We start from the raw sequence: 15,515 nt of genomic DNA on the forward strand, positions 1-15,515 counted from the left end.
TGTTACTTTCGCTTCATAAAGCAGAACCGACTGGGACCGGTGGCAATCTGGCACACCGGTCCGCTGAGCAGTCTATTATTCGTCCGCAGCAGCGCCGCTTCTTCCGGCGATGATTTCCCGCTTTCCAACATGGTTCGCCGGGCCGACGAGGCCTTCCTGCTCCATGCGTTCCACCAAGGATGCAGCACGATTATAGCCAATGGACAGACGGCGCTGGATGTAGGACGTGGAGCATTTGCGATCCTTCATCACCACCTTCACAGCCTTCTCATAGAGATCGTCACCGTCTTCCGCACCCATTCCGCTGCGGTCGAAAACAGCCGAATCTTCCTCAGCCTCGTCTTCCAGTTCGTTTTCATCTTCCGTCACAGTGCCCAGATAGTCTGGTCGCCCCTGTGCCTTCAGATGCGTGACGACATGCTCGACCTCGGCATCCGACACGAAAGGACCATGAACACGCATGATGCGCCCGCCGCCCGCCATGTGCAGCATGTCACCCTGACCGAGGAGATGCTCTGCACCCTGCTCGCCCAGAATGGTGCGACTGTCGATCTTGGAGGTGACCTGGAAGGAAATACGCGTCGGGAAGTTGGCCTTGATCGTTCCGGTGATGACATCGACGGAAGGACGCTGGGTTGCCATGATGAGGTGAATACCCGCAGCACGCGCCATCTGCGCCAGCCGCTGGATAGCGCCTTCAATCTCCTTACCGGCCACCATCATCAGGTCGGCCATCTCATCCACGACAACGACAATGTATGGCATCGGCGACAGATCAAGCTCCTGATCCTCGTAAACGATCTCGCCGGAATTGCGGTCAAAGCCTGTCTGAACGCTCACGGTGATGGTCTCGCCCTTTTCCCGGGCCTGTGCCGCACGGGTGTTGTAGCCATCGATGTTGCGCACGCCAAGCCGCGACATCTTGCGGTAACGATCCTCCATCTCCCGCACGGCCCATTTCAGAGCAAGCACAGCCTTTTTCGGATCCGTCACCACCGGTGTAAGCAGGTGTGGAATCCCGTCATAGACCGACAGTTCCAGCATTTTCGGGTCGATCATGATCAGGCGGCACTCTTCCGGGCGCAGCCGATAGAGCAATGACAGGATCATGGTGTTGATGGCGACGGACTTGCCGGAACCCGTGGTGCCCGCTACCAGAAGGTGGGGCATCTTCGCCAGTTCCGCAATCACCGGCTCTCCACCGATGGTCTTGCCGAGGCAAAGCGGCAAGCGATGCTTGGTTTCCCAGTAGTCTTCACACTCGATAAGCTCGCGGAAAAATACCATTTCGCGTACGGCATTCGGCAGTTCAATACCGATGACATTACGGCCTGGTACCACGGCGACACGTGCTGAAAGCGCTGACATGGAGCGTGCAATATCATCCGCGAGGCCAATGACGCGGGACGACTTCACACCCGGTGCAGGTTCGAATTCATAGAGCGTCACAACGGGGCCGGGCCGAACGTCGATGATCTCGCCCTTGACGCCAAAATCTTCCAGAATGCTTTCCAGCAGACCAGCACTCTGTTGCAGCGTATCCGGCTGCATGGCCTCGGTCTGTTGGCCGTAGGGTTCTTGCAGTAGCGAGATTGGCGGAAACTCATAGGTTTCATCGCTTGGCCGGACGGTTCTGATATCCCCGAGGCCAGGCAGACCAATCTGCGCACGCGGGCTGATCGAGACGATGTTGCGTACCGGCGCTGCGGCTGCAACAGGAAACTCAGGCGAAGTTTCGTGCAACTCCGCAACAGGGGTCGATGCTACGGTCTCGACAGCCGGCTCGCTCTGCGGCGAAAGCGCCGGCGCCCAGGGCTGCGACAGCATGAAGGGCGGGATTCCGCCGACAGGCGTAATTTGATGGGCAGATACCGGGCGAACCGCAGCCTGCGCTTCGCTCCTCGGTTCTTCGATTTCCTGCTGAACAGGTGCGGGTCGCTCTGCGCGGCGAACCTCGCGATAAAGCGATACAACCGAATCGCGCAAGGAAGGCAGCGGCTGGCGAACGATTTCGGTCGGACGCCGCCCCGGGAAACCCTGCGGAACAGGCCTCTGCGCCGCCGCCACCGGCTGCATCTGCTGTGGCACGACTGGTTCCGTCTGCGGCGCTTGCGGCAGCACGAAACTGCCATCGAAGCCCCCTTCAAAGAAGGCGAAGTCAGACAGCCATGGCGAGACGCTTTCAGGCGCAACCGACAGGGTTTCCGTCGAGATCACCGCATTAGCGGGCGCGGCCTGAACCTGTTCAGGCGCGGATTGCGGCGCGACCGCAACGGCTTCCTCAGCCGGGTTGTAGTTCGGACGGGCGCGCTTCACGATCAGCGCGCGGGGTGACGGTTGCGGCTTCACCTTCGGCGCCGAGGGCGCCACGGGATGCTGCATGGCCTGCGCTGCATTTTGCAATGCATCGACCAGCAATTCGGGGGCAAGGCTTTCCCCGCGATATTGATGCTGGGAATTTACATCAAGCGGCTCCACAAGCCGGCTCTCTGCCGCTGGCATACGTTCTTCCGGCGCAACAGGACTAACCTCGGCGCGCAGCTTCGGCTTTGCCAATGCGCTTTCTGGTGTGCGGGTAAAGCGCACATTGGGCGCCAGTCTAAAGGCCGCCTGCCAAGGCGCCTGCGCAACATTAACCTGGTTGGGATCCACGGCTGGCGTCATCGGCGCTTCCCGCGAGAACTGCTCGCGCGGATCCTGATCCGGCGATGCTTCGTCCTGGGAGGGATTGGAATAGTTGGTTCTATTAAACTGCATGATACCGACCGCATACAAAATGGCACCTGCATGTAATAAAAAATAAAGGTTAATGGCTCCTTTAGAGAGGCATTTCCGCTCGCACCGAAAGCGCCAGAAAAAGCCCTTAAAATTCAAGGAAAATCACACTAAATATCTGTAATAAAAAGCAGAAATAAATCTTCCTGCGGGTACCAGATCGATCGATCAGAACATCGGGCCATCCAGAAGCAGCTCATCTGCCTCATCGCGATCCATCGCAAAAATGCGGTTGCCGATTTCATAGGAAAAGCCCTGACGCGCAAAGGCAGACAGCTCCTTTGCCTTCTGCCTTTCATCCACGCCAACCTTGCGGAACGGACCGAAGGCACGCCGCCGCGCGTAGATGACCGCTGCCCGCAGGTCGTCCGCGTCGCTGACCGCCTCATCGGCAATCTCTCTCGCCACGCCCTTCTGAACCAGTGTCTGGCGGATGGCCTTCCTGGACTTGCCGACACGTTGAGATGAGCGGGTACGAACCTGGGCGTAGGTTGTATCGTCCAATGCTTTCACATCATAACCGAATTGCACGGCCGTACGCACGAGCGCCGTCACCTGCTCATCGGTGATGTCCTCGAACTTCTGACGCGCCTTGCGGCTGATGGCCTCCGCCAGTTGTTTTTCTGTCATCATGCGCTTTGACAGCCTGTAGGCAGCAGAATTCTTCGCCCATGCCAACATCCGAGCCGTCGGCACCGCCGATGCATCCCCGTTGGTTTCGGAAAACTCAGTATCTTCTGCCATTGCGATTTGCCAATGCGTTTCGCGAGTTTGCAAATTCGCTCGTCACGCTTTAAGCCCATGTTTTGACACCGTTCGTTTTGCAAAACCGCAGCACACGGTTTCGCTTGAAGCTTATGCGCTTTCCAAACGCGATGCAAAAGCACCGGCAGGAGGGTTCAAGCCTTACGCCTCAACGACGGCGTGAATCTTGTCCATTCCGCCAACGATTGCTGCAAAATCCTGCCAAACAGATGTTGCGCCTTCTCGCCAGGTATCCATGTCCAGAGGTTGCAGGAGCTGCCCGCCGTTCTGCCGGGCCACTTCCACAGAGCGGACTTCATCCTCGTGGACCAACTGATTGAAGTAGCGTGCGCCGGATTGCGCCGCTGCCGATAGGACACCCCGCTCTTCCTCGCCCAGACTGTTCCAGAAAAGAGCTGAAAAATAGACGACGCCAGAGGCACGAATATGGGCCGTCTCGGTCATGCAGGGAACGACCTCGTAGAGCTTGAAACCCGTATAGGCCGATTTGGTCAGATCCATCGCATCGGCAACGCCTGTAGAAAGGGCGTTATATGTTTCGGTGATCGGAATACCCACAGGGGCCGCACCATAAGCGCTCCAAAGCTTGGTGTGTAGAGGGCTTTGAATGACGCGAATTCGCTTGCCCCGAATGTCTTGCGGCGTTGTGACTGGCTCCTTCGTCAGCAGATGGCGCGCACCGTAATCGATGAAACCGGAAGCAACGAAACTCTGCACCCGCAGCTTCTCCTGCAAGCTTATACCTGTATCACCGCTCACAACACGGCGCAGATGTTCAGCATCTCGAAACAGAAACGGCAGATCAAGCAGCTGCAGTTCCGGCACCCAGCCCGAAAGTGCCGAAACGGTGGAGAGGCTCGCCTGCACAGCCCCCAATCGGCTGGCTTCAGCCACCTGCTTTTCACCGCCCAGAGCACCGTTCGTAACAATGTTGAACCGGAAACGACCCGGCAGTTGTGCCTCAACCTGCTCCTGAATGTGCCGCCAGATTTTTGTTTCGGGCTTATCCTCGCCCAGCAGAGAGGCAACCGTTACCTGTGTGGCACGGGCATGGGCAGAACCGAGCAGGGAGGGCAGTGCAAGCGATGCGCCAGCGGCTACCTTCAGGAAGGCACGGCGATTGGCAGAGATCATGAACTTCACCTTTCAGAACAAAAGCGTTCCTGCACACAGCAGCACAAGGGCGACAAGAAGCGCCGCCAGATAGGGCAGAGCAGCGCGAAACAAATCAGCAGGCGGGATGGCGGTCACCCCGGAGACCACATAGATCAGAATGCCAAGTGGCGGTGTTAGTCCGTGGATCATCAGGTTGACCACCAGGATGACGCCAAAGTGGATTGGGTCAATGCCAGCCGCCGCAGCGGCAGGAAGGAGAATGGGGCCAAGCAAGAGAATAGCGGCACCAATATCCAGGATCAGCCCCGCGACCAGCAGGATCAGGTTCGCCACCAGCAGCACAGTCCAGGGGCTGCTTCCGAAGGCATGGACAAGCCCAGTCAGCTGCTCAGAGACACCATCGACAGCCAGGAGGAAGGCAAAAGGGGCCGCCGACCCAATCAAAATGCCAATGGCTCCCGCTTCGAGCGCGGATTGGCGAAGGCTGGAGAAAATCTCCGCCCCTCGCCGTTTTCCAGCAAGTGCGAGCAGGAACGTGAAGCCAGCAGCAAGCGCTGCTGCTTCCGTTGGGGTGACAATACCAAAGCGGATGCCGAACACGACGATGATCCCCAGGCCAAAGGCCGGGATCGCGGCATGTGCTGCTCTCCACCGCTCCCGTACCGACGCCACCTTACGGGATGCACCGCCTTTCACCGAAAGCCGAATGGCCACGGCAAGGCAAAGCGCCATCAAGGCACCCGCGACGAAACCACCCGCCAGCAAAGACCCGACAGAAATATTGGTTGCTGCAGCCAGTAGCAGGAAGGCGATGGATGGCGGAATGACATTATCCAGCACCGAGGATGCGGCGATGATCGCGCCCGCCTGAGCAGGTGGATATCCGTTTCTCACCAGTTGCGGCTGAAAGGTTGATGCCCCGAAGGCCGCATTTGCGACAGAAGAACCGGATGCGCCTGAAAAGATCACACTGGTCAGAAGAACAGTCTGTGCCAAGCCGCCGCGACGGTGCCCGACAAGCGAAGCCGCAAATGTCACCAGCCGCTCCGCCGCACCCGACAGGGTCAACAGGGATCCGGCGAGAAGGAAGAAGGGTATGGCAAGCAACAGAAAGCGAGACATGCCGTTGACGGTTGAAGAAACAAGCGCCGGCTCCGTCAGGCTGCTCCTGAACGACATAGCAAGACAGGCTGCAGCCAGAAAGGCATGCGCTAGTGGCGCCCCGGAGAGAAGCCCGACCCCGGCCAGCACTGCCATATAGATGCTTGGCGACCATTCGGTTTCGAACTGCACAGACCGACTGCCCCAATAGAAAAATGATGCGAGGATCAGGGAAACAGCAAGCCGCAGGTGCTTCTTCTCCGCCAGGCGATCAAGGATCAGCATGAGGAGCAGAAGAATCGCACCGACCGCGACAAACGCAAAACGGATCCACTCCGGCAGGCCAAGCGTCGGAGACATGCCGCCGATGGATGCAATCGTGCCAACCGCACCGCTCAACAGCACCAGCGCTGCGATTGTGGAAATGCCGTCAGCTAAGACTTCGGCGCACAACCGCGCCTGCTCCGGCAAGAGCCGGTTCAAAACATCGAAACGCATCGCCAGAGGCCCGCGAAAAGCGAGCGGCAGGCTGAGCGATATCAGCGCAAGATGCAGCCATATGCCCAGCTCCTCCTGACCGATGAAGCCCGCATGAAACACATATCGCGCTACGACATTGGCGAGAACAAGACAGAGCAGAAGCCCCAGCAACGCGGCCAGCACTGCTCCAACGGCCTGTTCCACACCCGTCCTGAAGCGTTCAATCAAGCGGGCCACCATTGATGGAAGTGATGTACAGGCCCCCGGCCCTCACCGACCTGTAAACTGCGACCGGCGTTCAGTGCCTGGTGCAGATAGGTTTTCGCTTTTGTTGCCGCCTCAACCAGCGTCAAGCCTTGTGCCAGACCTGCCGTGATGGCCGCAGCCAGAGTACAGCCAGTACCATGATCATTCCTGGTCGCGATCCTCTGCGCGCTAAGCACAAGCACGTTATCGGACGTCACAAGGTAATCGACACTGTCGGTGGTGTCGCCATGACCGCCCTTGATCAGGACAGCCTGCGGACCAAGCGCCAGTATCCGCTGTGCCTGTTCCCGCATATCTTCGGCAGATCCGGCAATGGGAAGACCAGTCAGCAAGGCGGCTTCCGGCAGATTGGGCGTCACAACATGAGCCTTCGGAAGCAGACTTGTCTTGAGAGCGTCTATGGCATCCTCCCGCAGCAGTCGGTCTCCGGATGTCGCAACCATGACCGGGTCCACCACGATCGGACCACCGAAGGCCGATAGCTCGTCGGCGATTGTCTTGATCGTCTCGATGCGCGAAACCATGCCGATCTTCAGGGCATTTACCTTCAGATCAGAGAAGACTGCCTGCATCTGCGCCGCGATGACTGCCGCTGAAATATCCTCAACGGCTATGACGCCGCGGGTGTTTTGCGCTGTTACAGCCGTGATGACGCTTGCGCCATAAACGCCGAGCGCAGAGAACGTCTTCAGGTCGGCCTGAATGCCCGCGCCGCCTCCGCTATCGGAACCAGCCACAGTGAGTGCAATCGCTGTCATCACACACTCTCCCTCAGGCTTTCATCGATACGCTTGCGAAAGGCGGATACGGCAGCGGCGGCATCCGGCATCCGAAAGAGAGCGGAAATCGCGGCAACGCCATCCGCACCCGACGCAATGACATTGTTGATCCTGTCCTCGGTAATGCCAGCAATGGCACCGACGGGCAGCCGGGGATTCAGCTGGTAAATGCGGCGACGCAAAGCGCGGAAGCCCTCGATCCCAACGGGTGGATCAGGATTGACCTTCGACAAGGTTTCAAAGACGCCACCAATGCAGGCATAGTTGACGGGCGCCCGGCCTGCCCTGTCGGCATCAGGCAATGACTTGACTGTCACGCCGATGATGGCGTCGGCACCGAGAATATGCCTCGCCGTTTCAGGCTCCATATCCTCCGCACCCAGATGCACGCCATCAGCATTCGCAGCAAGCGCAACATCGACCCGGTCATTGATCACGAAAGGCACACCTGTCCCGGCAATCGCTCGGCCAATCGACACTGCCCGTTCAACCATCAGCCGGGTCGATGCTGTCTTATCCCGATACTGAATGAGGGTGGCACCGGTGCGCGCCGCGCAGGCAGCCAGTTCGGCCAGTGGCGCAACATCCAGCAGCGACGCATCCACAATGGCGTTCAGCCGATAATCAACAACTCTCATGACTGATCCTCGCCCTCTCCCGAATGTTTTCCGTCGTGATATTCGCCAGGGCATCGAGAAAGGCGGGCTCGAAACTTCCCGGCCCCTTCGCCTCTTGCGCTGCCATTTCGGCGGAGCAACCCGTCACCGCCAAGGCAGAGGCTGCGGCCAGAAGCGCATCTTTCTCCACAGCCATGAAGGCCGCGATGACGCCGCCAGAAAGGCAGCCCGTTCCGGTGACCTGTGCCATCCAGCCATGCCCATTCTGGATGCTGACAGCGCGTTGCCCATCCGAGAGCAAATCCACCGGCCCCGTCTGAATTCGCAAGCTCGCGCGCGTATCTGTTATCAGCGCCATCTCCGCTGCATTGCCACGAACGATGGTCGGGCCGAGCGCGATCAGCTCCCGAGCGAATTCCAGGCGCCCGCGCGAATAATCGCAATGAACGGGATCAACGATCCATGGCTTTGCGGCGGCATTGGCAATTTCAACAGCAATGCGGATGACGGCACGGCGTTCCGCATCCAATGTACCGAGATTGATTGTCAGAGCATCCGCCTTGGCCACGAAATCGGCGATTTCATCGCGCGATGAGGTCATGGAAGGAATGCCACCTACCACGGTGATACCATCGGCCGTGAACTTCTGAACCACCGTATTCATCAGGCAGTGAACACGAGGGCGCCGGGCGCGGACCTTCGCCAGAAGATCTGCCGCATGATGAGAGGTCGGCAAGGATCTGCTCACGGTCATTTCAGCTCCACAGCCAGTTCGCTGACCTCAGGCGCCTTCGCGACAAGGCCGCTGTCTGCCATGAAACTTCCGAAGCGTTGGTAACGCGCGGTATCAAGCGCGGCGGGCCGCTTGGCAAAGCGCGGCAATGTATCGGTGAATGCCTTGCGGTTCAGTTCGTTATCGAGGTCCGGATAGGCTTTCAGGAAAAGCTGCAGCGCCTCTTCCGGATGATTGGTGAGATAGACCGATGCCTTTTCCACGGCACGAAGAAAGCGCGGCAGGCGAGAATCGGAAACCAGATCCTTGCGGGTCACGAAAACCAGTTCATCATAGATCGGCACACCGTGCTCTTCCGGGAAAAAGGCCCGGCCTTCCTGGCCTTCGAGGCGCAGTTGGGTCATTTCGAAATTGCGGAAACCGCCGATCGTTGCATCGACTTTCCCGGCGATCAGCGATGGTGAAAGCGAGAAATTCACATTCACCAGCTCGACATCTGAAAGGGAAATGCCTTCCCTTTCCAGCATGCGCTTCAACATGGCATCCTCGAAACCGGAGACCGAGAAGCCGATCTTCTTTCCCTTCAGATCCTTGAGGCTCTTGATGGGACCATCCGCCAGAACCGTGACAGTGTTCAGCGGCGTCTCCACCAGCGTCCCGAAGCGGACAAGCTGAAGCCCCGCGGCATGATCCAGATAGAGATTGGGCTGATAATGAATGCCCACATCCGCCTGTCCCGTTGCCACAAGCCGCGGAACTGCAGAGGGGTCGGATGGCGGAATGAGGGTTACCTCAAGGCCCGCCTCACTGAAATATCCCTTCTGTTGGGCCACGACCAATGGCGCGTGGTCGGGATTGACGAACCATTCCAGCAACACGTTCAGCCTGTCGGCAGCCAGAGAGCTGCCGGAGTTGAACAGAAAAAAGATCGCACTGAGCAGGGCGAGGAATCTGGCTTTCATGGAAGCTTTCCTGATGGGAGCGTTGCTGCGCGGAGAGGAGAGACATCCTCGCGCGCCCAAGGGACGAGATTGGCTGTCAGCCGGTCCGTGACCAAGCGGAGCAGCACGGTGAAAAGAGCGAGGATGGCCATCGCGGCGAACATGACATCGGTTTGAAGCCGCGCATTGGCCTGCATCATCACAAAGCCAAGACCGCCGGAGGCCCCAACCCATTCGCCGACAACCGCGCCCAGTGGAGCGAGCGGCGCGGCGATGCGCAAGCCGGAGATGAGGGCGGGCAGAGCGAGGGGCACTCGTAGATGCCACAATGTTTGCCAATGGCTTGCCTGCGTCAGGGCCGCCGCATCCAGCATGGCCCGATCCGTTCGGCGCAGGCCATCGTGAAAGGCGGAGGCGACGGGGAAGAAAATGATGATGATCGTCATCGCCACCTTGGACGCCATGCCAAAGCCGAACCAGATCACTAGCAAGGGCGCGAGCACGAAGACCGGGAAAGCCTGCAATACCAGAACCAGCGGCCAGAGCATCAGCCCTGTTCTGGGAAAAGCCGCAACGCCGAGCGCCGTTACTGCCCCCAGCGCCGATCCGGCAAGCAGGCCCAACAGAATTTCGCAGCCAGTCAACAGTGTGTGTTGAACCAGAAAACCCGGCTGGTGCCAAAAAACCTCAAGCACAGCGGATGGCGCAGGCAGCAGATAGCGGGGCGGCGCAACCAATGTCGCAATCGCCTGCCAGAAGACCAGGAGAACAGTCAGGGAAAGCGCTGCCTGCCGAAGGGTCATGGCATAGCCATACCGATCAGCCGGAAGTGGTCGACAATGGTGGATGGACGCGCCATCGCTACGCAAACTCCTGCCCAATTTGGATTCGGGTCAGGCGATGAAGCGAAGCAGCGCTGGCATGGCGATTTTCCGTTCCTACGCCGGTATGACCCGGATCAGGTTCAAGGGTCCGGCTCACCGCCATCTCAGCACCGTCTGGTGCTCCCCTCGGAATAGCTGCACCTAACGGCAAGCAGGCCGACATGTCAACGCACACGGTAGGTTTCGCCTTCAGGGATACGAATGACTGCAGGTTGTGCAGTCAGATAGAATGACATTGAACCCAGCGTCGAAGCCGACTAGATCAGGACATGGCCTTCAGGTTCGTTCACACCGCAGATTTACATCTCGATTCGCCGCTTCGCTCGCTCTCGCTGCGAAACCCCGAGCTTGCCGCATTGATTGGCGATGCCACGCGCCAGGCGCTGATCCGCATTGTGGATCTGTGCCTGGAAGAGCGAGTCGATGCACTCATCATCGCTGGCGATCTTTATGACGGCGACCAGACATCGATGAAGACGGCGCGTTTTCTGGCGACGCAAATGCAGCGTCTGCATGAGCCCAATATCAAGGTCTTCAAGATTCGCGGCAATCACGATGCGCTTTCGCGCATTACACAGGAGCTTGTGCTGCCGCCCTCGGTGAAGGTGTTCACCGGGCGGGCAGAGGCCGTCGAGTTCAAGCATCTCGCGCAGACGATCGCGATTCATGGGTTGAGTTTCGCAAAGCCGCATGCGCCAGAAAGCCTTCTGCCCAAATACAAGCCAGCAGTGCCGGGCGCCGTCAACATCGGCATCATGCATACGAGCCTGGCGGGCGCCCCCGGCCACGATCAGTATGCGCCATGCTCGGCTGCCGATCTTCATGCCGCCGAATTTCACTACTGGGCGCTCGGGCACATTCACCAGCGCACTGAGCACGCGGGCCAGCGCAAGGTCATCATGCCGGGAATGCCTCAAGGGCGCGATATCAACGAGGCTGGCGAGAAGAGCATCAGCCTTGTGACGGTTCATGACGATGGCAGCGTTACGGTGGAAGAACGCCTGACCAGCATCGCGCAGTTCGAGCGTGCCAGCGTCGACCTGTCGGGTTCGACAGACTGGCGTGAGGTTGTCGAGCGTATTGAACGGAGCCTGCAGGACCTGCGCTTGGCAACCCGATCAGACCATCTGGTTGCTCGCCTCAGGCTGAAAGGCTCGACCCCGCTTGCCTGGACGATCCGGCGCGACCTCGATTTGCTGCGCACGGAAGCCGAGCAGAGGGCTGAACGAACCGGCAAGACCTGGATTGAGAAGATCGAACTGGACATTCATTCACCGAGCACGGACCAGCCAGCAAGCGGTAGCGACCCTATTCTGGAGTTGAACCAGATCATGCGCGAGCAGGTGATCTCGTCGGCTGGCTATCGCGAGCAGGTACGCGAAATGGTTCAGTCGCTGATGGACGATCTGCCGCCAGAGGCACGGCAGATAACGGGCAAGGACGATGCCGAATTCGAGACATTCCTCGAAAACCTGATTGCAGAGGGTGGAGAAGAGCTGATCGCCCGAATGGCCGAAGCCCGGAGCGAGAACGACTGATGCGCCTGCGCCGCCTTGACCTCACTCGCTATGGCAAATTCACCGACCGCATTCTCGATTTCGGAGAACGCCAGCCAGAGACACCTGACCTGCATATCGTCTATGGCTTGAACGAGGCAGGTAAGTCCACCGCATTCTCAGCCTATCTCGACCTGCTGTTCGGCATTCATGACAAGTCTCCTTACGACTTTCTGCACGCCTACAGCACCATGCAGATTGGCGGACGGCTGGAGATAGACGGCCGCGAGCAGGAATTCACCCGCGTCAAGAAGCGGAGCAATTCACTGCTCGACCCGGCAGGGCAGCCCCTCCCGGAAGCGCTCCTCACCTCGGCGCTGGGCGGGCTGACCCGCGAATCCTATCGCGCCATGTTTTCGCTCGATGAACATTCGCTTCAAGAGGGCGGCCGCTCCATCGTGGAAAGCCGCGGCGACCTGGGCGAGCTGCTGTTTTCGGCCAGCGCGGGCCTTGCGGAGTTGAGCGCGGTGCTGAACCGGGTGAACGAGGAGACGCAGCTCTTCCACAAGAAGCGGGCAAGATCGACCCAACTGGCCGAGTTGAAGCAGAAGCTTGCCGACGTGCGCAAGGAGCGCGACCAGATCGACACCTACGCTACAGCCTATGCCTCGCTTCTCGCCACCAGAGAACAGGCACAGAAGCAGTATGATGATGTGCTGGCGGAACTGGGGAGCGCCAGAAGCCGGCAGGCTGAGCTTCAAGCCAGGCTTCGGGCCTACCCGCTATCGCTGGAAGTGCAGCGTCTCGCTCGTGAGCTTCAGGCCTATGAAAGCCTGCCGAAGCCGCCGCGTGAGTGGCAGGCTCTGCTGCCAGACATGATCCGTGACGAAACCCGCCTCCACACTTTGAAGGCCACCATGGGCAGCACGATTGCCCGGCTGGAGCGGGAACTGGACGACATCCAGATCGATGACAAGGTGCGTGCGGCTGCCACGGCAATTGGCAGCATCGCGGAAGAGCGGGGCGTGATCATCGGCATGGAGAGCGACCTGCCACGCCGCCGTCTGGAGTTGCGGGAAAGTGAAACCCTGCTGGGGCAGCACTTAAAAGCCCTTGGGCGCTCGCAGGAAGAGGATCCCCATCGACTCATCCTTCCCGCCGCGCTGACCGGAAAACTGCGTGATCTGATCGAGACGCGGTCGGGGATCACGGCTGCGATCACCTCCGCCAGCCGTGAGCTTGAACGAAGCCGCGAGGCGGCCGCCGACCTTCGCCGCAAGCTCGACGCACTGACCGAAGATCATCCGGCAACGCCGGACCTTGCCCGACTGCAGGCAGCTCTGGACCGTTTGCACAGAAGTGACAAATCGGCCCTCGTTTCCATGGAGGCGCGGGGATTGGCGCGCTTGCGCAAGGATGTCGAGCAGAGCGGCCTGGCTCTTCTGCCCTGGGAAGGCGGCGAAGAGGAATTGCAAGCTCTCGTCGTACCGGATGGGCGACGTATCGATAACTGGCGAATGCAGGCAACGGAGCTTGATCGTCAGTTGCTGCGCGCGCGGGAAGCCGTGCAGGAGGCAAAGGCTTCCCTGGCGCAAACTCAGGCGCGGCTCACCGCTCAACAAGGCCTGTCCGACAGCTTCGATGATGAAACAGCCGCAACCCTTCGCCGCCAGCGGGATGAAGCATGGAAGCAACATCTGGAGATGCTGGATCGCAAAACGGCCCTTTCCTTTGAAGAGGCCATGCGCGCTGACGATCAGGTGTCGGAAATCCGCCTTTCCCGCTCCGGAGAAGTGGCGGAACTGCGAAGACTTCGACAGGAAAGCTCAGCCGCAGGAGCCAAACTGGAACAGGCAGACGCAGCCGTTCACGAGCTGACCGAAAAGCGTGGCGAGCTACTGGACGCCATCCGCGCGGCACTTCCTTTCGAAGCGGACCACCTAGCGGACGCCTTCTCGCTGCTAAGTCTTTGCGAGAGATGGCAGCAGGGGCGTGAGCGTCATCTACAAGCGCTCAAGCAGCTTAGAGAGGCTGAAGAACACCTAGCAGCCCTGCAGACGGAGCTGCAGAAGGAAACGGACGAGCTGGATCATCTGGTTCGCCGTTTTGCCATCGACCTGGACGGCGATATGCAGCAGGCTGAAAAGCTCGTTGCGGTTCTGGAATGGCTGGACCATGCCAAGCGCAAGCTTGCCGAGCGTGACCATCTTCAAAGGCGGCTGGAGGAACTCGGGCGGGATCTGCGTGAGCGCGAGCGGGATGCTGATGCAGCAACACAGGCGCAGGCCGGCTGGCAGGCGCAATGGCAGGCAGCGCTGTCCCAGACCTGGTTTGCCGAGGAGACCGATGCAGCCTCCGTACGCGCCATACTCGATACGCTGAGTGAACTGCCCGCCATTCTTGCGCAGAAGGATCAGCTGAGCCATCGCGTGACATTGATGGAGCAAAACATCACATCCTTCCGGCAGACTGTCGAGAAAACAGCCTCGGATCTGGGCTGGGATGAAACGGGCCTCTCAGCGCCTGCCTTGGCAGAACGGCTGATACGGGCGAAGCTCGACATGGAAAAAGCCGAAGAGATGAGAAACGCCAAGCTGGAGGAAGTCGCGAGCCTGAAGGGAGAATGGCAGGCACTCGAACTTCGAATGGCTGGCCACGCAGCGCAGCAGCAGAAGTTTGCCGAGTTCTTTGGCGTTGCCACGCTCGACGATATCAGCAAAAAACTGGAAGATGTTGCGGAGCGGGATCGGCTGGAGAAACGGAAGGCAGAATTCGAAGCGCAGCTCATCTCCGAACTTTCCGCTAGCGATCTTGCCAGCGCCACGTCGCTTCTGGCCGCCCTGGATGTTGATGCCGCAAGAACCGAGAGCGAACAGCTTGCTGAGCGGATTGAGAACCTCGCTCAACGAAGCCGGGTCCTCTTCGCGGACTTAACAAAAGCACAAGACCAGATCGATGCGGTTGGCGGCGACGATGCCGTGGCGCGTCTGGAAGCCAAGCGTTCCACGATTATCGTTGAACTTGAGGAGCTTGCTCTTCACTACCTCAAGCTTCGCGCCGGGACGCTGGCCGCAGAAAATGCGCTTTCCATCTATCGCGACAAGCATCGCAGTTCGATGATGACACGCGCTTCGGCCGCATTCAGTCAGATGACGCGTGGCGAATATAGCGGCCTGAGCACACTTCCCGATCGCGACAAGGAAATCCTGATTGGCGTGACGAAGGAAGGTGGTTCAAAGCTGTCCGACGTCATGTCGACCGGAACCCGCTACCAGCTCTATCTGGCCCTCAGGCTCGCCGGCTATGAGGAGTTTGCAGCAGTACGCCCGTCAGTTCCCTTCGTCGCGGATGACATTATGGAAAGCTTCGACGAGCCGCGTTCAGAGGAAGTTTTCCGGCTTCTCGGCAATATTTCCCGCCTGGGACAAGTGATCTATCTCACCCATCATCGCCATCTCTGCGACATTGCCAGGGCCACCGTTCCGGGCGTTCGGATCCACCAGATCTGAACGTCGGCAAGTGCTTGGGTCAAAAGCTGAAACTGACATTGCAGCGCCACCT

General features: G+C 59.2%; 11 protein-coding genes and 1 riboswitch. Of the genes, 2 read left to right on the forward strand and 9 right to left on the reverse strand.

What is annotated here, in order from left to right:
* Positions 1-75: 75 nt before the first annotated feature.
* The 9 genes from ACFSE1_RS05755 to ACFSE1_RS05795 all read right to left on the reverse strand — a co-directional run bounded on the left by ACFSE1_RS05755 (position 76) and on the right by ACFSE1_RS05795 (position 10,377).
* Positions 76-2,757, reverse strand: a complete 2,682-nt coding sequence (locus tag ACFSE1_RS05755) for a DNA translocase FtsK (RefSeq protein WP_377397707.1) — start codon at positions 2,755-2,757, stop codon at positions 76-78.
* A 186-nt stretch (positions 2,758-2,943) separates the two neighbouring features.
* Positions 2,944-3,519, reverse strand: a complete 576-nt coding sequence (recX, locus tag ACFSE1_RS05760) for a recombination regulator RecX (protein ID WP_377397710.1) — start codon at positions 3,517-3,519, stop codon at positions 2,944-2,946.
* A gap of 162 nt (positions 3,520-3,681) precedes the next feature.
* The gene (locus tag ACFSE1_RS05765) at positions 3,682-4,674 is read right to left on the reverse strand and encodes a TRAP transporter substrate-binding protein (protein ID WP_377397713.1); all 993 of its coding nucleotides are present in this window, start codon (positions 4,672-4,674) and stop codon (positions 3,682-3,684) included.
* A gap of 12 nt (positions 4,675-4,686) precedes the next feature.
* On the reverse strand, positions 4,687-6,477 hold the full coding sequence (locus ACFSE1_RS05770; RefSeq protein ID WP_377397716.1) for a TRAP transporter large permease: 1,791 nt from the start codon (positions 6,475-6,477) through the stop codon (positions 4,687-4,689).
* The gene (gene thiD / locus ACFSE1_RS05775) at positions 6,462-7,262 is read right to left on the reverse strand and encodes a bifunctional hydroxymethylpyrimidine kinase/phosphomethylpyrimidine kinase (protein WP_377397719.1); all 801 of its coding nucleotides are present in this window, start codon (positions 7,260-7,262) and stop codon (positions 6,462-6,464) included. The genes ACFSE1_RS05770 and thiD overlap by 16 nt, the downstream gene beginning before the upstream one ends.
* Positions 7,262-7,921, reverse strand: a complete 660-nt coding sequence (thiE, locus tag ACFSE1_RS05780; RefSeq protein WP_377397722.1) for a thiamine phosphate synthase — start codon at positions 7,919-7,921, stop codon at positions 7,262-7,264. Before thiE ends, thiD begins: the two co-directional genes overlap by 1 nt.
* On the reverse strand, positions 7,908-8,654 hold the full coding sequence (locus tag ACFSE1_RS05785) for a hydroxyethylthiazole kinase (protein ID WP_377397725.1): 747 nt from the start codon (positions 8,652-8,654) through the stop codon (positions 7,908-7,910). The genes thiE and ACFSE1_RS05785 overlap by 14 nt, the downstream gene beginning before the upstream one ends.
* Complete coding sequence (locus ACFSE1_RS05790) at positions 8,651-9,595, reverse strand: ABC transporter substrate-binding protein (RefSeq protein WP_377397728.1); 945 nt, start codon at positions 9,593-9,595, stop codon at positions 8,651-8,653. Before ACFSE1_RS05790 ends, ACFSE1_RS05785 begins: the two co-directional genes overlap by 4 nt.
* Positions 9,592-10,377: an ABC transporter permease gene (locus ACFSE1_RS05795; RefSeq protein WP_377397733.1), complete on the reverse strand. Its 786-nt coding sequence runs from the start codon at positions 10,375-10,377 to the stop codon at positions 9,592-9,594. Before ACFSE1_RS05795 ends, ACFSE1_RS05790 begins: the two co-directional genes overlap by 4 nt.
* Positions 10,378-10,492: 115 nt before the next feature.
* Positions 10,493-10,595: riboswitch (TPP riboswitch) on the reverse strand.
* 132 nt (positions 10,596-10,727) lie between these two features.
* Between ACFSE1_RS05795 and ACFSE1_RS05800 the strand changes: the two genes are divergently transcribed.
* Together ACFSE1_RS05800 and ACFSE1_RS05805 are read left to right on the forward strand one after the other, a co-directional pair.
* Positions 10,728-11,996 (forward strand): metallophosphoesterase family protein, encoded by a 1,269-nt coding sequence (locus ACFSE1_RS05800; protein ID WP_377397736.1) that lies wholly within the window; start codon positions 10,728-10,730, stop codon positions 11,994-11,996.
* Positions 11,996-15,463 (forward strand): ATP-binding protein, encoded by a 3,468-nt coding sequence (locus ACFSE1_RS05805; protein WP_377397739.1) that lies wholly within the window; start codon positions 11,996-11,998, stop codon positions 15,461-15,463. The genes ACFSE1_RS05800 and ACFSE1_RS05805 overlap by 1 nt, the downstream gene beginning before the upstream one ends.
* The last annotated feature ends 52 nt before the right edge of the window (positions 15,464-15,515 follow it).

Origin of the sequence: Affinirhizobium helianthi (assembly GCF_042680945.1) — a bacterium.
Lineage (GTDB): Bacteria > Pseudomonadota > Alphaproteobacteria > Rhizobiales > Rhizobiaceae > Neorhizobium > Neorhizobium helianthi.